This is a genomic window from Anaerostipes sp. AF04-45, from assembly GCF_003461725.1.
Taxonomy (GTDB): Bacteria; Bacillota; Clostridia; order Lachnospirales; family Lachnospiraceae; genus Anaerostipes; species Anaerostipes caccae.
In genome coordinates this window covers 175281-195717 of sequence record NZ_QTXQ01000001.1, presented here as the reverse complement: position 1 = coordinate 195717, position 20437 = coordinate 175281, and the positions used below count along the sequence as shown (strand labels likewise).

18 protein-coding genes and 2 tRNA genes are annotated in these 20437 nt (G+C 46.0%); 17 read left to right on the top strand and 3 right to left on the bottom strand.

Translation table 11 applies throughout. The annotated features are described in order from the left end of the window. The first annotated feature begins 113 nt into the window (after window positions 1–113). On the top strand, window positions 114–2408 hold the full coding sequence (locus tag DWV34_RS00940; protein WP_187115063.1) for a leucine-rich repeat protein: 2295 nt from the start codon (window positions 114–116) through the stop codon (window positions 2406–2408). Window positions 2409–2503: 95 nt separating this feature from the next. After that, window positions 2504–3034 carry an HAD domain-containing protein gene (locus tag DWV34_RS00935; RefSeq protein ID WP_118475058.1) on the top strand — a complete coding sequence of 177 codons (531 nt, stop codon included), beginning with the start codon at window positions 2504–2506 and terminating at the stop codon, window positions 3032–3034. Here the strand turns inward: DWV34_RS00935 and DWV34_RS00930 are convergent. Continuing rightward, window positions 3031–3639, bottom strand: coding sequence for an ATP-binding protein (locus DWV34_RS00930; RefSeq protein WP_009289293.1), 609 nt, complete (start codon window positions 3637–3639; stop codon window positions 3031–3033). The genes DWV34_RS00935 and DWV34_RS00930 overlap by 4 nt on opposite strands. Window positions 3640–3733: 94 nt before the next feature. Here DWV34_RS00930 and DWV34_RS00925 point away from each other — a divergent pair, with 94 nt between their 5' ends. The 7 genes from DWV34_RS00925 (at window position 3734) to DWV34_RS00895 (ending at window position 8438) form a co-directional block, all read left to right on the top strand. Beyond that, a complete protein-coding gene (locus tag DWV34_RS00925) occupies window positions 3734–4408 on the top strand; it encodes a Crp/Fnr family transcriptional regulator (protein ID WP_009289292.1) in 675 nt (224 codons plus the stop codon). Window positions 4409–4481: 73 nt separating this feature from the next. Beyond that, window positions 4482–4554 (top strand) — tRNA-Phe (locus DWV34_RS00920). Window positions 4555–4586: 32 nt separating this feature from the next. After that, window positions 4587–4657: transfer RNA gene (locus DWV34_RS00915), tRNA-Gly, on the top strand. A gap of 116 nt (window positions 4658–4773) precedes the next feature. Continuing rightward, window positions 4774–5259, top strand: coding sequence for a GNAT family N-acetyltransferase (locus DWV34_RS00910; RefSeq protein WP_006567504.1), 486 nt, complete (start codon window positions 4774–4776; stop codon window positions 5257–5259). Window positions 5260–5308: 49 nt separating this feature from the next. Beyond that, complete coding sequence (locus DWV34_RS00905; RefSeq protein ID WP_009289291.1) at window positions 5309–6463, top strand: NAD(P)-dependent malic enzyme; 1155 nt, start codon at window positions 5309–5311, stop codon at window positions 6461–6463. 66 nt (window positions 6464–6529) lie between these two features. Then, the gene (locus tag DWV34_RS00900) at window positions 6530–6955 is read left to right on the top strand and encodes a MarR family winged helix-turn-helix transcriptional regulator (protein WP_006567502.1); all 426 of its coding nucleotides are present in this window, start codon (window positions 6530–6532) and stop codon (window positions 6953–6955) included. 118 nt (window positions 6956–7073) lie between these two features. Beyond that, window positions 7074–8438, top strand: coding sequence for an MATE family efflux transporter (locus DWV34_RS00895; RefSeq protein ID WP_006567501.1), 1365 nt, complete (start codon window positions 7074–7076; stop codon window positions 8436–8438). Window positions 8439–8494: 56 nt separating this feature from the next. Here DWV34_RS00895 and DWV34_RS00890 read toward each other — a convergent pair whose 3' ends face one another. Together DWV34_RS00890 and DWV34_RS00885 are read right to left on the bottom strand one after the other, a co-directional pair. Further along, window positions 8495–10387: an X-X-X-Leu-X-X-Gly heptad gene (locus DWV34_RS00890; protein WP_009289290.1), complete on the bottom strand. Its 1893-nt coding sequence runs from the start codon at window positions 10385–10387 to the stop codon at window positions 8495–8497. After that, window positions 10384–12474, bottom strand: coding sequence for an efflux RND transporter permease subunit (locus tag DWV34_RS00885; RefSeq protein ID WP_009289289.1), 2091 nt, complete (start codon window positions 12472–12474; stop codon window positions 10384–10386). The genes DWV34_RS00890 and DWV34_RS00885 overlap by 4 nt, the downstream gene beginning before the upstream one ends. A 183-nt stretch (window positions 12475–12657) precedes the next feature. Here DWV34_RS00885 and DWV34_RS00880 point away from each other — a divergent pair, with 183 nt between their 5' ends. The 8 genes from DWV34_RS00880 (at window position 12658) to DWV34_RS00845 (ending at window position 20436) form a co-directional block, all read left to right on the top strand. After that, window positions 12658–13257, top strand: a complete 600-nt coding sequence (locus DWV34_RS00880; protein ID WP_006567498.1) for a TetR/AcrR family transcriptional regulator — start codon at window positions 12658–12660, stop codon at window positions 13255–13257. Window positions 13258–13370: 113 nt separating this feature from the next. Next, the gene (gene malQ / locus DWV34_RS00875) at window positions 13371–14786 is read left to right on the top strand and encodes a 4-alpha-glucanotransferase (RefSeq protein WP_006567497.1); all 1416 of its coding nucleotides are present in this window, start codon (window positions 13371–13373) and stop codon (window positions 14784–14786) included. Between the two features lie 13 nt (window positions 14787–14799). Then, the gene (gene nth / locus DWV34_RS00870; RefSeq protein ID WP_009289286.1) at window positions 14800–15450 is read left to right on the top strand and encodes an endonuclease III; all 651 of its coding nucleotides are present in this window, start codon (window positions 14800–14802) and stop codon (window positions 15448–15450) included. A gap of 3 nt (window positions 15451–15453) precedes the next feature. Further along, the gene (locus DWV34_RS00865) at window positions 15454–16158 is read left to right on the top strand and encodes a 3'-5' exonuclease (protein WP_118475056.1); all 705 of its coding nucleotides are present in this window, start codon (window positions 15454–15456) and stop codon (window positions 16156–16158) included. Between the two features lie 136 nt (window positions 16159–16294). Further along, window positions 16295–17782 carry a VanW family protein gene (locus DWV34_RS00860; RefSeq protein WP_022261203.1) on the top strand — a complete coding sequence of 496 codons (1488 nt, stop codon included), beginning with the start codon at window positions 16295–16297 and terminating at the stop codon, window positions 17780–17782. Window positions 17783–17795: 13 nt separating this feature from the next. Next, a complete protein-coding gene (locus DWV34_RS00855; protein WP_009289283.1) occupies window positions 17796–18785 on the top strand; it encodes an AIR synthase family protein in 990 nt (329 codons plus the stop codon). Between the two features lie 8 nt (window positions 18786–18793). Then, entirely contained in the window at window positions 18794–19276 is a 483-nt protein-coding gene (locus tag DWV34_RS00850) for an Lrp/AsnC family transcriptional regulator (RefSeq protein WP_039930266.1), read from the top strand. Further along, window positions 19276–20436, top strand: a complete 1161-nt coding sequence (locus tag DWV34_RS00845; RefSeq protein ID WP_009289281.1) for an aminotransferase class I/II-fold pyridoxal phosphate-dependent enzyme — start codon at window positions 19276–19278, stop codon at window positions 20434–20436. Before DWV34_RS00850 ends, DWV34_RS00845 begins: the two co-directional genes overlap by 1 nt. The last annotated feature ends 1 nt before the right edge of the window (window position 20437 follow it).

The window sequence follows — 20437 nt, the reverse complement described above, 5'->3', positions numbered from 1 at the left end:
TTCATGGGGAAAGTTTTATTGGGCAGACTTTTAAAGCTGGCAGTTTTTCATATGAAGTTATTTCAAAAAATGAAGTTTTGGTCTATAAGTATGACCATCAGGAGCCGGATACAATGGAAGTGGTTTCATCGGTGGAATACCAAGGGAAAAAGTACAATGTTACAAAGTTTCATTATGATCATTCGGATGCGATAACTAAGAAGATAATAATTCCAAGTGGTGTAAAAGAAGTGATTATAAATCCTGACGGAGTACCCGGCTATAAATATCCAAATCTGGAGGAACTCATTTTCCCAGATACTTTGGAGTACATCAACCCCGGCTTTTCTTTTACTATGACGAATTTAAACTCCATCCAGCTGTCCGATAAAAACAAATATTATAAAGTGGAAGATAATGTTCTGTTCAGCAAGAATGGTACTGACCTGATTGCCTTTCCAAGCGGAGATGACAGGATATCTTACCGCATTCCGAATGGCGTCCGGACAATAAAGAAAGAAGCCTTTGCGTCCAATCAAAATTTACAGGATGTTTTAATTCCTGTTTCTTTAACAGAGTTAGAGCCGTGGACATTTGCCGGTTCCCACATTCAGCGATTAGATCTTTCCCATGTAAAAAAGGCTGGGAGAGGAACGTTTGAATTCTGCCATAACTTAAAAGAAATAAAACTGGGAAGAGAAACTGTTCTAAATGGAGGGCAGTTTTATGAAAACCGTTCACTGAAAGATATTTCCGTGGAGGAAGGAAATCCGAAGCTATGGTCAGAAGACGGTGTGCTGTACGGCCGTTCCGGTGATGATAAGACATTGGTCTGTTATCCATCGGCAAAAGAAGAATTAAGCTATGCTGTTTCTCCCGGTACTAACTGCATTGAAGACAGCGCATTTCATATGTGCCGTCTGGATCAGGTGTTCCTGCCGCCGAGTGTACAGAAGATCAGTAGTTCTGCATTTAATTATGGAAACGACGGGAAAGCTGAAAAGCCAATCCAAATTTATTTGTGCGGGGACAGGCTGCCGGAGATAGAGAAGGCAGCTTTTACCGATTTAGCTTCCGGAAGTGTAATCTATTTAAAAAACCAGGAACTGAAAAATCAGTTTGACTTAGGAAATCAGAAAAACCGGTATATTGATCAGCAGGATAAAGAGTCAGTGATCCAAGTCTCAGGCATGGAGCAGCAGCCGGCTGAAGATATCATATTGGATAGTGAGTCGGTTTCTCTGGACATGGGGAAGGATGGAAGACAGGTAAGCCGTTTGCTGGAAATTTCGCTGTTTCCTCTTTCATCCACGGATAAGATCATAGTTTCGGGAAGTGACCATAGAATTTTAACGGTAAGCGATCTAGGGAGGATTACTGCAGTATCACCGGGGACTGCTTTGGTTACAGTAAAGGCAGGGGACGTAAAAAAAGAGTGCCGCGTGACTGTGTATGGCCCTCTGGGGAATTCAGATGATATCCCAATGCAGTTTTATATAGGGGCAGAAATACGCCCGGAACCGGTTGTGAGAAATCATAACGGCCAGGTGCTGAAGCGTGGAAATGATTATACAGTGGAGTATAAAAACAATAAAAATCCCGGCAGGGCAGAAGTGCTGATAGAAGGTATCGGCTGCTTTCAGGGTAGTATAAAGACATCTTTTGATATACGGATCAGGGGGAATGATGTTTCCGGAGCAGAGGTTGTCTATCCGCAAAGGTATTACTATTATGAGGGAAAACCAGTTACGCCGAAACCATCGGTGAGCCTGAACGGAAGACATCTGGAAGAAGGGAGAGACTACTGCATAGAGTACATGGGGAACAATGGTATCGGCTTTGGCTGTGCCTGTCTGACCGGGATCAATGATTACTATGGTCAGAATTTTTCTTATTACCAGATCATACGGAGAAAAGACAACAATAAAAAATACGAAAAAATCAGCTTTGTCTCTCAGCCCAAAAACAGTGTATATACCGGAAAATCAATCTTCAGGACGGTCAGAGTAAAAAGCGGCAACCGGGTTTTAAAGTTAAACAAAGATTATACGGTGAAGTATACTGCAAATAAAAATTGCGGAAAAGCCAGGATGGAAGTCATAGGAAAAGGGGGTTATACAGGAAAGATCAAAAGGTATTTTGTAATTGTTCCAAAGAAAGCGCGGATCGGGAAGATAAAAGCCGGGAAAAAGAAGGTAAAAGTTTATATCAGGAAAAGTCCCGGCAAGCCAAGCGGTTATCAAATCTGCTGGTCAGCAGGAAAAAAGTTTTCTAAATCAAAGTCTGTATTTACCGCCGGAACAGTGCGTTGGATGAGAAGACTGAAACGAAAAAAATATTACTGCATAAAGGTACGGGCATATAAGACGATAAATGGAAAGAAATATTTTGGAAGTTACAGCGGGATAAAAAGAGTGAAGATAAAATAAAACAGGACTTATCCCGGAATTTCCCGGAAAACGAATGAAAGTAATGCTGCGTCTTGATATAATAGAAAAGGTACCAGTTATATAAAGAGAAAGGGATGGAGCATATGAGAGCCTTTGATAAATGGCGGTTTCGGGTAAAGCCTCAAAAGATCATTTTTTTAGATATCGACGGTGTGCTGAACTCTATGGAACTGTTTGATAAACTGGAAGAAAGAGACATGGAGCCGTTCATGGGCATCGATGTGGATGAAGATAATTTAGAACAGCTGAGATATATCGTGGAGAAGACGGGGGCACAGATTGTCCTGTCGTCAAGCTGGCGCCATGCGTGGCATGAAAAAGGGCCGATGATCAGGGTAGGGAGAGCATTGGATCAGGCCATGGCTTCCTATGGCCTGAAGATTATATCAAAAACGAAACATCTCCATAAAGGAAACCGTTCGCTGGAAGTAAAAGACTGGATGCGCGGGAAACGCATCCGGTCTTTCGTGATTCTTGATGATACGGATTATGATTGGGAAGAGTACAGCCTGGGAGAACACTGGGTCCGCACAAGCTTCATGGAAGGCGGGCTTACCAGAGAGCTGGCCGGAAAGGCAGTGGATATTTTAAATCAAAGTTCTTAATCCAGGATGATCCCTTCGGTAGAAATGGTGATAACATTGAGCGGAATGGATTTTTTGCTCTGTTCAAGGGCAGTGCGCACCGCATATTCCAGTCCTCCGCAGCAGGGGACTTCCATCCGGGTGACGGTGATGCTCTTTAAATTGTTTTGGCGGATGATCTCTGTCAGCTTTTCTGAGTAGTCCACGGGGTCCAGTTTTGGACAGCCGACTAAGGTGACTTTCTGTTTCATAAACTGTTCGTGAAAGTTTCCGTGTGCGAATGCGGTACAGTCGGCGGCAACCAAAAGGTGGGCGTTGTCAAAGTACGGGGCGTTCACAGGCACCAGCTGGATCTGAACCGGCCATTGGCGCAGCGCACTCATATTATTCTTTCTCTGGTTTTCAAGAACTGCCGCTTTGTTGTAGTCCGGGGCCTCCCTGTCTTCAAAGGAGATGGCGCCGGTCGGACACATTGGAAGGCAGTTTCCGAGTCCGTCGCAGTAATCATCCCGGATCAGTTTTGCTTTTCCGCCGATCATCTGAATGGCACCTTCGTGGCAGGCAGAAGCGCAGAGACCGCATCCATTACATTTTTCCTCATCTATTTTAATTATTTGTCGTATCATTTTTAATTTCCTCCTTGAGTTTGTAATCTCATCATACTATAATGAGCACGAGTTGTCTGTTGAAAAATCAACATATTTAGAGGAGAGTTGTAAAATGGAGCAAATATTATCTCATTGTCCCCTGTTCCGAGGAATAAAAGAGGAGGACTTAGAGGGGATGCTGGGCTGTCTGTCAGCCAGAAAAGAAACGTATGCTTCCAGGGATACTATTTGTCTGAATGGAGACAGGATGGATGAAGTGGGGATTATCGTGGAAGGAGAAGTCCTGATTGTCAGAGATGATTTTGAGGGGAGGAGAGCGATTCTTGCCCATATTGGGCCGGGTGATGTGTTCGGAGAGACCTATGGCTGTCTTCCGGATGCGGAGCTACCTGTATCGGTTGAATGTGCCAGAGATTGTACGGTGTTGTTCTTGAATTACCATAAGGTACTGACGACCTGCGACGCCAGCTGTGCGTTTCACCAGAGGCTGATTGAAAATATGGTTGTGCTTTTGGCTGAAAAGAATGTACGTTTGAATCAAAAGCTGGAGTGTCTTGAAAAAAGGACTACAAGGGAAAAGATTCTTGCATATATAAACCAGGAACAGGAGAAGCAGAAAACATCCCGGATTAAGCTTCCTTTTTCTAAAAAAGATCTGGCCGATTATCTGTGTGTGGACAGGAGCGGTATGATGGTGGAGCTGAGAAAACTCCAGACGGAAGGTGTTTTGTCTGTTGAGAAAAATATCATTGCGGTTGAAAAGAGACAGGATAATTCCGCAGGGTGACAAAAAATCTAAAAAAGTTCTTGATTTGGGCTTTATGATATGGTAAAGTATAGAAGTCGCAGAAATGAGACATGCCCAGATAGCTCAGTCGGTAGAGCAGAGGACTGAAAATCCTCGTGTCGCTGGTTCGATTCCGGCTCTGGGCATTACAGAGAATTGAAAAGACTCTGTCATATATGCGGGTGTAGTTCAATGGTAGAACTCCAGCCTTCCAAGCTGATCACGTGGGTTCGATTCCCATCACCCGCTTAGCAAGCCGTTTTAGAGATATCTCTAAGATGGCTTTTTTCTTTCTTCCGCGGCAGCTTTGACCGGCTTGCAAAAGCTGCGGGATCAAAAGAGTGAGAAAAAGGAGTGGATTGTACATGGAACTTACGGTGAGACAGTTTAAAAAAGAAGATTTAGAAGAGATGACAGCGATATGGAATCAGGTAGTGGAGGAGGCCAATGCGTTTCCGCAGGAAGATACTTTTTCTTTAAAGGAAGCAGAAGAATTTTTTGCAGGCCAGTCTTATACTGGGGTGGCTGAATCGGATGGAAAGATTCTTGGACTTTATATACTGCATCCGAATAATGTAGGCAGGTGCGGACATTTATCTAATGCCTCCTATGCGGTCAGCAAAGATGCAAGAGGACGGCATATTGGAGAACAGCTGGTTTTGGACTGTATGGAAAGGGCGAGAGAGCTGGGATATAAAATTCTGCAGTTTAATGCGGTGGTAGCGTCTAATCAGGGTGCGCTGAGACTTTATGACCGGCTTGGATTTCAGCGGCTCGGGACAGTGCCCGGGGGCTACCGCTTGGCAGACGGCAGATATGAAGACATTATTTTATTTTATATCACACTGTAATATAATAAAAGAAAACCGTAGATGAAAGAGATTCATAAAGGAGAAGGTCATGGATTACAATGAATTGGCGCTGAAGATGCACGAAGAAAACAGAGGAAAAGTGGCAGTAAGGTCAAAGGTGACGGTTGAGACGAGAGAAGATCTGAGTACAGCTTATACACCCGGAGTGGCAGAACCGTGCCGAAAGATCAGGGACTGCAAAGAGGATGTGTACCGCTACACTGCAAAAGGAAATCTGGTAGCTGTGGTTTCCGACGGGACAGCAGTGCTTGGCCTTGGTGATATCGGACCGGAGGCGGCCATGCCGGTCATGGAAGGAAAAGCGATTTTATTTAAAGAGTTTGCCGATATCGATGCGTTTCCGATCTGTCTGGACACGAAAGATGCGGAAGAGATCATAAAGACAGTAAAAAATCTGGCGCCTACATTCGGAGGGATCAATCTGGAAGATATCTCTGCGCCGAGATGTTTTGAAATAGAACGCAGGCTGAAAGAAGAGCTGGATATACCGGTGTTTCATGACGATCAGCACGGGACAGCCATTGTCGTGGCAGCAGGGCTGATCAATGCGCTGAAATTTACGGGAAAGAAGCTGGAAGATGCAAAGATAGTGATCAACGGAGCGGGTTCTGCCGGTATTTCTATCTGTAAGCTTCTGCTTCAGTTCGGGGTAAAAGACGCGGTGCTCGTTGACCAGAAAGGCGCCCTGTGTCCGGGGGAAGCGTGGATGAACGATGCGCAGAAAGAAATGGCTGAAAAAACAAATAAAGACAGACAGACAGGAGATCTCTCTGAGATTATGAAGGGAAAAGACGTGTTTATCGGCGTTTCTGCACCGAATATTGTCACATCAGAGATGGTCGCGTCTATGGCAAAGGACCCGGTAGTATTTGCCATGGCAAATCCAGTGCCTGAGATTATGCCGGATGAGGCGAAAAAAGGCGGGGCGAAGGTGGTAGCTACCGGCCGTTCGGATTTTCCGAATCAGATCAATAACGTGCTGGTGTTCCCTGGAATTTTCCGCGGGGCTTTGGATGCCAGAGCTTCTCAGATTACAGAAGAGATGAAGATGGCGGCGGCCCGGGCAATCGCGGGAATCATAGCTGAGGAAGAATTAAACGAGGATTATATTATCCCCGGAGTGTTCGATAAGCGGGTTTGCAGTGCGGTTGCAGATGCGGTAAAGGCAGAGAGCCGGAAATAAATTAATGGTTGAAATTTTTGGTCCAGTCTTGTAGAATATGTAGTGCACTACATATGGAGGCGGATTATGAACCAGGAACGGGAAATCGGAGCCAGATTTAAACATATCCACGATAAGTTTACTCAGCATATGAATCAGAAACTGCGCTGCCTGAATGTGACTTATTCCCAGATGGAACTGCTTTTATATCTGGCAGAACATCAGAATCGGAAGATAACCCAGAAAGATATCGGAGAATTCATGAGAGTGAAACATTCCACGGTCATCGGTATTTTAAGGCGTCTGGAGACGAAAGGATTTTTATACTGTGTTGTGGATGAAGAGAATAAGAGATGCCGCAATGTGATTCTCACACAGAAAGGGCTGGATTTAAAAAGTGAAATGGAAGTCCACCTGAGAGAAGAAGAAATGCGCATCAGAAAAGCATTGTCGGAAGAAGAGTCGCAAAGACTCTGTGAATTGCTCGGAAAAGTACTCGAAAGCCTGGAATAAGATAGAAAACAGCAGATGAAAGTGCCCTGCGGCGCTTTCATTTTTATTACAGACGTGAAATTTTATTAGAGTCCATTATGTAGCTGGCTGCATTTACGATAAAAGGAGGAAGAAACGAATGGATAATAAGGTATTTGAATCATATCCGGTGCCTAAAGCGGTGGCCACGCTGGCCCTGCCCACAGTGCTGAGTATGCTTGTAACTATTTTTTATAATATGGCCGACACTTTTTTTGTCGGACAGACCGGAGACCCAAACCAGGTTGCGGCAGTGTCTCTGACGACGCCGGTATTTATGCTGCTCATGGCGGTAGGAAATATTTTTGGCATCGGCGGATGTTCCTATATCTCCAGGATGCTTGGAGAGGGAGAGACAGAAAAGGTAAAGAAGATCAGCAGTTTTTGCTTTTATGGCAGTATCATAGCAGGCGTCATCATGATGATCGTCTTTCTGGGAGGAATGCCGGTTATTCTGAAACTGATCGGATGCAGTCCCAACACAGAAGAATACGCGCGGAGCTATCTGACCTATATCGGTCTGGGATCTGTCTTTGTCGTAATCTCCATGGCCTTTAACAATGTAGTCAGAGGAGAGGGAGCCGCCAAGATTTCCATGATCGGAATGATGATCGGGACCATCGTCAATATCGTGCTGGACCCGGTGATGATTCTGGGCATGAACATGGGAGTCGCGGGTGCGGCCATCGCAACTATCATCGGAAATATTTGTACGGTTGTGTTTTATCTGTTTTTCTTTGCAAAGATGAAGACAGGACTTTCAATTTCACCGAAGCACTTTACGGCAAAAGAAAGAATCCTTTCGGGGGTATTTGCCATTGGGATACCCGCGTCGATCAATAATATTCTGATGAGCACAGCAAACATTATTCTGAATAATTTTCTCGCATCTTACGGTGACATTCCGGTGGCGGCCATGGGTGTAGCTATGAAGGCAAATATGCTAGTCATTCTCGTGCAGATCGGACTGGGCTCAGGTGTCGCTCCTCTGATCGGATACTGTTACGGGTCAGGAAATCTGGAGAAGATGAAGAAGACGATGAAGTTTTCCATGGCATGCAATGTGATCATGGGAACAGTGCTGTCACTGCTTTATCTGCTGTTTACAGAGCCGATCATCCAGGCATTTATCAACGACGGATCGGTGGTAGCCCACGGTGTGAGAATGCTGAGAGTTTTAATGATCTCCGGCCCGGTTATCGGCATCATGTTCGTCTTTATGTTTGGGTTCCAGGCGATGGGAAAAGCAATTCCGTCCCTGATCCTGTCACTGAGCCGGCAGGGGCTTGTATTCTTCCCGGTTCTGCTGATCACAAATTATTTATTTGGACTTGAGGGAATCGTATTTGCCCAGCCTGTGGCGGATTTGGCGTCGCTGGGTGTTTCCTTCCTGCTGTTTATAAAGATAGCAAAGGAATTGAAGGAAAGAGAGAAAGAACTGGAATTACAAAAGGCGGAAGCATAAAAAGAGCCATGGAATCGGTATTTAAAACCATTCCATGGCTCTTTTTGAGGCAATTATTACTCGATTTCTTCTGTCTCGATCATGAATTTGACACTGCCTTTTGTTCCTTTTGCTTTTTTTGTAAAGGTCTGATACTTATCGCCCTGTTTTACCGTGTCATTGATCCGGTCCAGAGTGTTTTGGACATCATGGTCCATGATGTTTACCAGACGTTTTATGCCGTCCTGGTTAAACTGAATCAGGCCCGTATTGAGGGTGTCAGCCCCTGTGTACAGTGCATCTGTACCGGAGGAAAGTTTGCTGCCGCCGGATGCCAGCGTGCCGGTCGCGGAACTCAATTTTTTGCCCCCAGATGCTGCGGTGTGGATTCCCTGTCCCAGCTGGTTGGTTCCGGATACCAGACTGCTCTGCCCGGATGACAGATCTCCGGCGCCTTTATTCAGTTTCACTGCCGCCGAACGGAGACTGGATGCAGCAGTGGTCAGTTCTCTGGTGTCCAGGCTGCTTAATTTTTTAAAGGATGCCTGAGTGGACGGATCGCTCAGTTTCTGGATCAATGCCTTTGCGGGAGCTAAGGAAGAGGATAAAGCCTTGCTCTGCTGGTCGATAGTGTCATTTTCGTCTTTCATCTTGCCCTGAATGGCCTGCATGGTTCCGATTGCAGTTTTAATATCACCAATGTCAGAGGCATCCGTAACCGTTCCTCTGCCGAGCATAGCGGTAAGGCTGTCGATTTGTCCCTGAAGTGCCTGGCTGTACTGAATATTGGCGCTTTTGATGGTCTCAAAAGAGGAAGTAATGGAGTCCAGACCGGAAGCAAGCTCCTGAAGTTTTTTCTGGCTCGGAAGGCTGCCGGTCAGAGATTTCATACTTTCCAGACCGGAGGCAAGCTCCTTCATCATAGATGGAAGAGACTTTGTTTTCTTCTCCAGTTCGCTGGTCCCTGCCTTTAGATCCTTGGTGCCTTTGCTGAGTTTTTTGGCTCCGGAAATAAGATCATCCTTTTTATCGTCCAGAGTATTTAAGCCTTTGGACAGTTCTTTGGTCTTTTTGTTGAGGACTGCGGTGCCGTTTTTCAGAGTTTTGGAAGCATCCCTTAACTCCTTAACGCCTGAGAGCAGTTCCCCGGAACCATTTACCAGTTTCTCTGATGCATTGGAGAGAGTAGTCAGAGAATCATTCAGTTCATCGATCGAATCCGCTTTATCCAGGCCGAACTCTGAGAGAGTGTCGGCAGATGCCACGGTTGCAGTTACTGTCATCTGGAAATCCTTCACATCCGCAGTAAATTCAAAGGAATCCGGAATATTAAATTTTTGGCCGATGGCACTGTCTTTCAGCTTCAGGCTGTCTGACAGTCCGGGGAAGGCCACACCCATGAGAATGTGTTTGCTGCCGTCGGAAATATCCTTGGCGTTTTCCATTTTCACGTTTGAGAAATGTTCTGTGGGCAGTACCACAGCGGTGATCATGGTAAACGGCGTATAGATCCCGTTGTGTACATCATGGTTTGTAAACTCATAGCGTACCCGGACTTTTCCGCTCTTTCCCACCAAATCCTTCGGGCTGATTTCTTTGCCGTCCAGATAATAAGTCACCTGCATGGAGACCGGAAGTTCTTTGTCGGTTTTTCCCTGATAATAGATGTCATTGCCGTTGGCATCCCAGGTGATGCTGTGTTTGCCGCCTTTCTGAAAAGTCTCGTCACCTTTCACATTTTCGATGTCATTTAAATCAGTAGCATCTTTGATTTCAGCCGATTTCTTTTTGTTTTTCAGCCAGTCGCTGACAATGACTGTCTGTGTATTGCCTTCAGCGTCTGCTTTTACATAGACAGTTTCCTCTTTTTCTTGGGAATCGGCTGCATATACCGGAGCTGCGGCCATTGAAGCGCACAAAATCATTGAAGCCGCCATGGCCAAAGTCCTGCTTAATTTCTTTTTTCTCATGTTTCGTCCTCCTTTATTTCCTGAATATGGCCCATGCCAAAGGTTGTTTTGCAAATTAATTTATCAAATATCATAAACATCGCCGGAAGGATGCATACAACGCTGACCGTACTGATGACGGCTCCTCTGGCGAGCAGAGTGCAGATCGAACTGATCATATCAATCTTGGAGTAAAGCGCTACTCCGAACGTTGCGGCAAAAAAGCTGAGCCCGCTTGTAATAATAGAAAGCATGGATGTCTCGTGGGCGATGCGGATGGATTTCCGTTTTGTATTTCCGCGGATACGTTCTTTCTGATAGCGGCTGGTCATCAGGATCGCATAATCTACGGTTGCGCCCAGCTGAATGGTGCCTATGACAATGCTTGCCACGAAGGGCAGTTCCTCCCCTGTATAATATGGGATAGCCATATTGACGCAGATGGCAAACTCAATGACGGCTACCAAAATAACCGGAAGGGATGCCGATTTAAATACGATCATGATAATAATAAAAATGGCTGCGATCGAAGCAATGTTGACATTGCGGAGATCCACATTGGTTACGTCTGCAAGATCCTTTGTAAGGGGGGCTTCCCCGATTACCATGGATTCTTTGCTGTAACTTTTTACGATGGTATTGATCTTCGCGATCTGCCGGTTGACCTGATCGGTTGCGGTTTTGTAGTCGGAACAGATGAACTCCATCTCATAATGGGGACTGATGAGGTTTTCGCTGATCGTGCCCGGAATCATATCGGTCGGAACGGCGGAACCTACTACGGAATCCATGCCGAGAACCCATTTGACACCGTCTACCTGTTCGATCTTTTTCTGCATCTGAGACTTTTCCTTTGCGGACATGCCGGATTTCAGCATGACCATATGGATATTGCTCATATGAAAATCGTCGCTCAGCTTCTTATTTGCAACATTGCTCGGAAGAGACTGGGGCAGTGATTTATCAATGTTATAGTAGATCTGTGTGTTGTTGTTTCCGTAAACGGCAGGAAACAAAAGGATCAGAAAGATCAAAATCGCTGCCTTGTAATGCTTCGTGATAAAGTGGGAAGCGTTGGACAGATCCGGGATGATGGATTTGTGTGTCGTCTTGTCGATCCATTTGTCAAAGATCAGGATCAGGGACGGCAGAAGCGTTACGCAGCAGATCACACCGATGACCACGCCTTTGGCCATGACCACACCGATGTTCATGCCGAGGGCAAAGGTCATAAAACAAAGGGCTGCGAAACCTGCAATCGTCGTAACGGAACTTCCGGCAACGGACTTAAAGGTATTGGAAATTGCATGAGCCATGGCTCTTTGTTTGTCGTTGTCAAACCGTACCTTGTTATCTTCATAGCTGTGGAGCAGGAAGATGGAATAATCCATCGTCACACCCAGCTGAAGAATCGCCGTCAGTGCCTTTGTTATGTAAGAGATTTCTCCGAGAAAGATATTGCTTCCCAGGTTATACAGGATCGCGATGCCGATGCTTGCCAGAAACAGGACCGGCGTCAGCAGGGATTCCATTGTGAGGCACAATACGAGCAGAGACATCACTGCAGCGATGACCACATAGATTGGCATTTCTTCCAGTGCCAGGTTTTTAATATCCGTAACGATGCCGGACATGCCGCTGATAAAACACTGTTTGCCGACGACGTGGCGCATCTGACTGACTGCCTCCATCGTTTCGTCGGATGATGTGGTGTTGTCAAACAGGGCAATCATCATTGTCGCATTCTTGTTAAAGAAAACATTCCGGATCTTTTTCGGCAGCATTTCCTTTGGAAACGTGGTATCTGCCAGGTCGTCGTACCAGAGAACCTTTTTTACATGGTCTACTTTTTCAATTTTGTGTTTGATCTTCTGGACGTCTTTTACCTTGGCGTCTTCTACGACGACCATGGAGAAAGCCCCGGTTCCAAATTCATCTACCATAATGTCCTGACCCTTGACTGTCTCCAGTGAATTGGGGAGATAGCTCAGGATGTCATAGTTGATCCTGGTTTTGGAAATGCCGATCAGTGATGGGATCAACAGCAGAACGGAAAGCAGAACGATTAATTTCCGATGCTTTGCAATCCATTTTCCAAATTTAATCATAATCAGTCCTCCTAAATGAATGACCAAAAGTCATTTTTCTTATTAATGGTATACTATAGAAATGACTAAAAGTCAATAATTATCCGAAAGATTCTTTGGTTTTTTGAAAAATATTGACTTATGGTCATTTTTAAGTATAATGATGTTATAACATAGGCAAAAGCAAAAGGGGGATACAGGCCAATGAGTAAAGTAGAAGAAAATAAAAAGAGAAAGAAAACAGCGCTGCTTGACACGGCATATCACCTCTTTACACAAAATGGCTATCAGAAGACATCAATCTCGGATATTGTAAGCCAGGCAGGGGTTGCCAAGGGGACATTTTATCTTTATTTTAAGGATAAGACCGATATCCGTTATAAGCTGATCGCACACCGGGCCGGACTGATTTTTAAAAAGGCTTACAGGGATCTGGAACGAGCTGATATCCGGCTGTTTGAAGACAAAATCGTGTTTTTGGCAGACAATATTATTGATCAGCTGTACCGGAATCCCACACTCCTGAAACTGATCTCCAAACATCTGGGGTGGGGCATCTTTAAAAATGCGATCAATGAACCGATGGACGGAGACTATGAAAATATATATGAAGCTTATATGAATCTGATGAAGGAATCCGGAAGGGAATTTGAGGAGCCGGAGACAATGATCTACCTGATCGTGGAATTGATTTCCGGAAGCTGTTACAATGCAATTCTGTTCGGACAGCCCGTCACATTGGAGCAGTTAAAGCCGTTTTTGTATAAAACGATCCGCAGTATTATAAAAAATCATCAAAAATAGTACGATGTACGTTATTTTAAGCAAACAACCACAGGAAATCATGTTATAATGAGGGATACGAAAACTGTTAATCAGATGATGAGACCCTCATCAGTAGTTATAAGGAGTATTGAATGAAATCTTGTGGTATTTTGCTGCCTATCTTCAGCCTGCCGTCTTCATACGGCATCGGGTGCTTTTCTAAAGAAGCCTACCAGTTTGTAGACTTTCTGAAATCAACAGGCCAGTCTTACTGGCAGATCCTGCCTTTGGGTACGATCGGGGAGGGGAACTCTCCATATTTATCCTATTCAAGCTTTGCGGGAAGCGTCTTATATATTGACTTAGAGCAGCTCCAGGCAGAAGGCCTTCTGACTCCTGAGGAATGTGACGGCTGGGAGTTTGCGGACGGCGAGGACAAAGTAGACTATGACAGAGTCTTTATGTCCAGGGAGATCCTGCTCTGGATCGCATACAGCCGCTTCCGCGGAGGAAAAGACTACGAAGATTTCAAACATGTCCACAAAGAGTGGCTGGATGACTTCTGCAGATATATGGATTTAAAACAGCCGGGAAAAGGGAGAGAGTATTTTTGCTTTGTCCAGTACAAGTTTTTGAGCCAGTGGCTGAAGCTGAAACAGTATGCCAATGCAAACGGCATCAGTATCATTGGAGACCTGCCATTCTATGTGGCAAAGGAAGGCGCCGATTTTCTGGCACATCCGGAAATGTTTCAGCTTGACGAACAGGGAGAGCCGAGAGTTCAGGGAGGATGCCCTCCGGATGCTTTTGCGGAGAACGGCCAGCTCTGGTCAAATCCTGTCTATGACTGGGAGTATCACAGGAGTACAGGATATGACTGGTGGATGAAGCGGTTAAGCCACAACTTCCTCTTATATGACGTGCTGAGGCTGGATCACTTCCGGGGCTTTGATGAATACTTTGTCATTCCGGCAGATGCCGAGACAGCAGCAGGAGGCAGATGGGAAAAAGGGCCGGGGCTGGAATTTTTCACGGCATTAAAAGAGAGAGTCGGGGATGTGAAGATCATCGCGGAGGATCTCGGTTTTCTCACAGATTCCGTGAGAGAGCTGCAAAAGGAGATCGGTTATCCGGGAATGAAAATACTGGAATTTGCCTTTGGGGCATGGGATGACAGTGCGTATCTGCCGCACAAATATGAAGAAAACTGTGTGGTTTACACGGGAACCCATGATAATGATACGGTCCTCGGATGGTATGGTGACATGCCGGAGGCAGATAAAAATTTCCTGCATCACTATTTAGACCACAGCACGATTGTGCGCACCGGAGAGGTGAACCTGGATCTGATTTCTCTGGCCCTTGAGAGCAGAGGAAATACAGTGATCATTCCGCTTCAGGATTATCTGGGGCTCGGAAGCCGGGCCAGGATCAATACGCCTTCCACGGTGGGGGACAACTGGGAGTGGAGAGTCACAAAAGAGCAGCTGAACAGTGAACTGAGGAAAACGATCCTCACACTGCATGACCGCTACCGGTCAGAAGAAACTATCGGAGGAAACTCATAAGGAGCAGAAACCTATGGCGAAAGTATCCAAAAGAGTAACAAAGGAACGAGTGAGAAAGATCTGTGATATTCTGAACGAGACTTATACGACAGAATACAAATGTTATTTAAACCATGAAAATGCATGGCAGCTGCTGATTGCGACGATGCTAAGCGCACAGTGTACGGATGCCAGAGTCAATATTGTGACAGAAAAGCTGTTTAAAAAATATATGAGTTTAGAGGCATTCGCCCGGGCAGATATCAGGGAACTTGAGAGAGATATTTATTCCACAGGATTTTATAAGAATAAAGCGAAAAACATCATTGGAGCCGCGGGCCAGATCATTGAGCGGCACGGAGGGGAAGTGCCGGAGAGCATTGAGGAGCTGACCGCTCTGGACGGAGTGGGAAGAAAGACTGCCAATGTAATTCGGGGAAATATCTTCCATGAGCCGAGCATCGTGGTGGATACCCATGTAAAAAGGATCTCCAAAAAATTATATTTGACAAAGAACGACGATCCGGTGAAAATAGAGCACGATTTGATGAAGGTGCTGCCGAAAGAGCAGTGGATTCTCTACAATATTCAGATCATTACCCACGGAAGGAACGTCTGTATCGCCAGACGGCCGAAATGCGGGGAATGTACCCTTCAGAGCGTCTGCCCTTCATGTGAGGTATAGCCTATGAGAGAGTACGTTGCCTTTGACCTGGAAACCACAGGACTTTCCGTGGAGGAAGACCAGGTGATCGAGATCGGGGCGGTGAAGGTCAAAAACGGCAAAATTGCCGGAAAATACAACTGTATTATCTATCCGGAGCGGGAAGTGTGGGACTTCATCATCCGGCTGACAGGGATCACGAGGAAGATGCTGGACGGCGGAATCCCCATGCGCGAAGGCGTGGAGGGCTTCCTCGCATTCAGCGAGGGTTATCCGGTGCTGGGACATAATCTGATGTTTGACTACCGGTTCATGAAAACTGCGGCAAAGAGATTTCGTTATGCTTTTGAAAAAGAAGGTGTTGATACCCTCAGGGCCGCCCGGCTGCTGCTTCGCGGGCTGGAGAGCAAAAAGCTTTCGAGTCTCTGTGAGCATTATCACTATGTCAATCAGGCGGCTCACAGAGCCTATGACGATGCACTGGCAACCGCGGTTGTATTTGAGTCCATGAAGAGAGAATTCGGAGAGGACCAGAAGGTCTTTGTTCCGGAACCGCTTCAGTACCGTCCCAAAAAACTCCAGATGATCACGGCAAAGCAAAAACGGTACTTGAACGAACTGAGGAAATATCATAAAATAGAGGATAACGACAGCATAGACGGACTGACAATGAGTGAAGCTTCCAGGATAATAGACGAGATTATTTCAAAATATGGGGTGATGCGATGAAAAAGAAAAGAATGATCGCCGGGATCATAGCGATCCTTTTGGTGATCGTAATGGTCGGCACGACAGTCGCCGGTTATTTAATGGTGTAATTAAGGACAACAATTTTGCAGACGTGAACATTTTAGGAAGGATAGGTATGTCAAAAAGAATGAAAGCCGGCATTGCTGCCGGGATCTTAGCCGTCATCTGCATTGGTGTATTTGTATATATCAGTCAGACGGTAAAAGGGGCTACCAAAGATAATAAAATAGTCCGGGGGGTTATATTCGAAGGAAAATCCCTGGCAGGAATGACAAAGGAAGAAGCAAAAAAACAGATTGAAGATTATATAGAGAAGGAACAGAAAAAAGATATTACATTTTATGTGGACGGCGAGAAAGCAGTGACAAAACTTTCGAAGACAGGCGTCACATGGGATGTGAAGAAAACAGTAAAGGATGCCTACGACGTGGGACGTTCGGGAAGCATTATAAACCGCTATTCCCAGGTCAAGAAAGACAAGACAATCGTAAAGATTGAGCGCAGCTATGACCAGAAGATATTTGACAGGGAACTGGACTCTGCGGCGAAAAAGATTGTCTCAGAGCCCAAAAATGCATCTTTAAAGAGAAAGAACGGAAAGTTTATCATCATAAAAGAAAAGACAGGGTATGCGCTGGACAAAAAGAGTACGTTTCAGGCGTACAAAAAGCAGGTTGAGGCGGAAAGCTTTAAAGTACCTCTGAAAGTTACAAGGAAAAAGGCGGAGTATACCAGCGAAGACATGGCAAAAGTCAAAGATAAGCTGGGGACAAAGACAACCTATTACGGATCTTCCGCACCGGGGAGAAAAGGAAATGTTGCCAACGGCGCAAAGATGATCAACGGAACAGTTGTATATCCGGGAGAAACTTTTTCCGTGTACAAAGCGGTTTCTCCGTTTACGAGCGAGAATGGCTATTACCTGGCAGGCTCTTATGAGAACGGCCAGACAGTGCAGACTTACGGAGGAGGAATCTGCCAGGTCTCTACGACACTTTACAATGCGGTGATCCGGGCGGAGTTAAAGATCAAAGAACGCCACCCTCATTCTATGACCGTATCCTATGTGCCAAGATCTGCCGATGCAGCCATCGCCGGAACTTATAAGGATCTGAAGTTTGAGAACCAGTATGACTTCCCTATATATATAGAAGGAATTGCCGACGGTTCTAATATCACGTTCAGCGTCTACGGACAGAAAACCAATCCGAACCGGCACGTGGAGTTTGTCTCTGAGACGACTTCAGTGAGAAACAGTTCCGGAGAGAAAGTGATTAAGGACCCGACACTGGAAGAAGGGAAACGGGTTGTAGAACAGGTCGGGCATACCGGCTACACTGCGAAGCTTTGGAAGATCGTTAAGGAAAAGGGCAAGAAGACACAGAAGATTCTGTTTAATACGTCCAGCTATATGGCGACTCCGAACACGGTGAGAGTAGGAACCAAGAAAAAAGAGAAGAAAAAAGACGAGGACAAGAAAAAGAAAGACAGCAAATCGACTGAAAAATCAACGGAGAAATCCACAGAAAAGAAAAAAACTCCTGCGAAGAAATCAACAGAAAAGAAGAGTACTCAGGCAACTCAATCATCCAAAGAGAATTGATCAGGGAAAAATCATGAAGATAGGAAAAATTCCGGAAGCCACTTTAAAAAAAGTTATATTAGAACAGCTGGGAGCGAAGCGGGACGAAGTCCTGATCGGTCCCGGCATTGGAGAAGACTGTGCGGCATTGAAGCTTGAAGAAGGAGAGGTATTCGTACTCTCCACCGACCCGATCACAGGAGCGGCCAAAGAAGCGGGCAGGCTGGCAGTGCATATCACCGCCAATGACCTGATCTCTTCGGGAGCCGAACCGGTGGGACTTATGCTCACAGTCCTTCTCCCTCCGGAGACGAAGGAGAAAGAACTCAGGCAGCTGTCGGCAGAGGTGCAGGAAGAGTGCCTAAAGCTTGGCATTGCAGTGATCGGGGGCCACACAGAGGTGACCGATGCGGTCAGGCAGCCCCTGATTTCCGTCACCGGAGTCGGCAGGGTGAAAGAGGAAGAACTTGTGTCTACCAGAGGCGCCAAGCCGGGGCAGGATATCGTGGTGACCAAATACATCGGCCTGGAAGGAACCGGTATTATCGCCAGGGAACAGGAACAACTGTTAAAAGAACGTTTTCCGGAAGAGTTCCTTGACGAGGCGAAGGCCTGTCTTGAACAGGTTTCGGTTGTACCTGAGGGAAAGATCGCACGAAAGTATGCATCCTCCATGCATGACATTACAGAGGGCGGAATTTACGGTGCTCTCTGGGAAGTGGCCCAGGCCTCGGGTGTGGGACTGGAGGTTTCGATCGAGGATATTCCGGTCAGGCAGCATACGATAGAGCTTTGTGAGTTCTTCGATCTGAACCCGTACCAGCTGATCTCCAGCGGTTCTATGCTGATCGTTACGGACCATGGGAACGCTCTTGTGAGAGAACTGGAGCGGGAAGGGATCAAGGCCACGGTGATCGGCCGCACCACAGATTCCAATGACAAGATCATTTACCGACAGGGCAAGGCGGCGAGCCTGGAAGCTCCGAAACAAGACGAATTGTATAAGATTGGAGAGAGATCATGAATCAAGAGCTGAGAGAATCAATATTAAAATTATTAGAAAAGAACAGCCGTCTGGACTTAAAAGAGCTGGCGGTTCTTCTTGATTCTACGGAAGTAGATATCGCCAATGAAATTGCCGAGATGGAAAAGGAACACATTATCTGCGGGTATCACACACTGATCAACTGGGACCACACGAGCCGGGAACAGCTGACTGCCATGATTGAGGTAAAAGTGACACCGCAGAGGGGAGAAGGCTTTGACAAGATTGCAGAACGTATCTACAATTTTCCGGAAGTAAAAGCGCTGTATCTTATGTCCGGGGCCTATGATTTTATGGTCATGCTGGAAGGAAAGACAATGAAGGAGATCTCTATGTTTACTTCTTCTAAACTGGCTCCTCTGGAGGCGGTTTTAAGTACGGCCACTCACTTTGTCCTTAAAAAATATAAGGACCACGGAACGGTGCTGGAGGCAAAAAAAGCAGATAAAAGACAGGCGGTGACTCCATAATGAAAGATATGCTGTCTAAAAAGGCCGTGATGCTGGAACCCTCCGGTATACGGAAATTTTTTGATATTGTGAGCGAGATGCCGGAGGCGATTTCCCTGGGGGTTGGAGAGCCGGACTTTGACACTCCGTGGCGGATCAGGGAAGAAGGTATTTATTCTCTTGAAAAAGGCAGGACATTTTATACATCCAATGCCGGGCTCGTAGAACTCAGGGATGAAATCTGCAGATATTTAAAAAGAAAATATCATTTGCGCTACCGCAATGACGAAGTGCTTGTCTCGGTGGGCGGAAGCGAAGGGATCGATGTGGCTCTTAGGGCTATCATAAATCCCGGGGATGAGGTCATTGTGCCCCAGCCATCGTTTGTCTGCTATGTGCCGTGTGTCATTATGTCAGACGGGGTCCCGGTCACTGTAGAACTTAAAGAAGAGAATAAGTTCAAGCTGACGAGAGAACAGCTTGAGGAGGCGGTGACGGATAAGACGAAAGCCATTATTATGTCATTCCCAAATAATCCTACAGGCGCTATCATGACAAAAAAAGACCTGGAGCCTATTGCCGATTTTGCGAAAGAACATGATCTGATCGTAATCTCTGATGAGATTTACTCTGAACTTACATACGGACACAAGCATGTCAGTATTGGTGCACTTCCGGATATGAAGGAACGGACGATTGTCATCAACGGTTTCTCCAAGGCATTTGCCATGACGGGCTGGAGACTGGGCTATGCGGCAGCTCCGAAAGTCATCATGGAGCAGATGGTGAAGATTCATCAGTACGGTATCATGGCGGCGCCGACCACGAGCCAGTATGCAGCGGTGGAGGCACTCCGCGCCTGTGATGATGAGGTGGAGGAGATGAAAAATTCCTATAACCAGAGGAGACGTTATCTGCTTCACCGGTTCCGGGAACTGGGGCTTGAGTGTTTTGAGCCGGAGGGAGCTTTTTATGCATTTCCGTGTATTAAGGAATTTGGCATGAGCTCGGAGAAGTTTGCGGAAGAACTTTTGAAAGAACAGAAGGTTGCCATCGTCCCGGGAACAGCTTTCGGTGCCTGCGGAGAAGGATATTTGAGAGTATCCTATGCGTATTCCATCGACGAGCTGAAAGAAGCCCTGAACAGGCTTGGCACATTTATTGAGAAACTAAGGAGATAAT

Excerpts from the sequence above, each read along its gene's own strand:
- DWV34_RS00925 (WP_009289292.1), top strand. The coding sequence starts at position 3,734 with ATGGAGCAAATATTATCTCATTGTCCCCTGTTCCGAGGAATAAAAGAG.
- DWV34_RS00865 (WP_118475056.1), top strand. The coding sequence starts at position 15,454 with ATGAGAGAGTACGTTGCCTTTGACCTGGAAACCACAGGACTTTCCGTG.
- DWV34_RS00905 (WP_009289291.1), top strand. The coding sequence starts at position 5,309 with ATGGATTACAATGAATTGGCGCTGAAGATGCACGAAGAAAACAGAGGA.
- nth (WP_009289286.1), top strand. The coding sequence starts at position 14,800 with ATGGCGAAAGTATCCAAAAGAGTAACAAAGGAACGAGTGAGAAAGATC.
- DWV34_RS00855 (WP_009289283.1), top strand. The coding sequence starts at position 17,796 with ATGAAGATAGGAAAAATTCCGGAAGCCACTTTAAAAAAAGTTATATTA.
- DWV34_RS00910 (WP_006567504.1), top strand. The coding sequence starts at position 4,774 with ATGGAACTTACGGTGAGACAGTTTAAAAAAGAAGATTTAGAAGAGATG.
- DWV34_RS00930 (WP_009289293.1), bottom strand. The coding sequence starts at position 3,639 with ATGATACGACAAATAATTAAAATAGATGAGGAAAAATGTAATGGATGC.
- DWV34_RS00935 (WP_118475058.1), top strand. The coding sequence starts at position 2,504 with ATGGAGCATATGAGAGCCTTTGATAAATGGCGGTTTCGGGTAAAGCCT.
- DWV34_RS00845 (WP_009289281.1), top strand. The coding sequence starts at position 19,276 with ATGAAAGATATGCTGTCTAAAAAGGCCGTGATGCTGGAACCCTCCGGT.
- DWV34_RS00890 (WP_009289290.1), bottom strand. The coding sequence starts at position 10,387 with ATGAGAAAAAAGAAATTAAGCAGGACTTTGGCCATGGCGGCTTCAATG.
- DWV34_RS00880 (WP_006567498.1), top strand. The coding sequence starts at position 12,658 with ATGAGTAAAGTAGAAGAAAATAAAAAGAGAAAGAAAACAGCGCTGCTT.
- DWV34_RS00940 (WP_187115063.1), top strand. The coding sequence starts at position 114 with ATGGAAGTGGTTTCATCGGTGGAATACCAAGGGAAAAAGTACAATGTT.
- DWV34_RS00895 (WP_006567501.1), top strand. The coding sequence starts at position 7,074 with ATGGATAATAAGGTATTTGAATCATATCCGGTGCCTAAAGCGGTGGCC.
- DWV34_RS00860 (WP_022261203.1), top strand. The coding sequence starts at position 16,295 with ATGTCAAAAAGAATGAAAGCCGGCATTGCTGCCGGGATCTTAGCCGTC.
- malQ (WP_006567497.1), top strand. The coding sequence starts at position 13,371 with ATGAAATCTTGTGGTATTTTGCTGCCTATCTTCAGCCTGCCGTCTTCA.
- DWV34_RS00885 (WP_009289289.1), bottom strand. The coding sequence starts at position 12,474 with ATGATTAAATTTGGAAAATGGATTGCAAAGCATCGGAAATTAATCGTT.
- DWV34_RS00900 (WP_006567502.1), top strand. The coding sequence starts at position 6,530 with ATGAACCAGGAACGGGAAATCGGAGCCAGATTTAAACATATCCACGAT.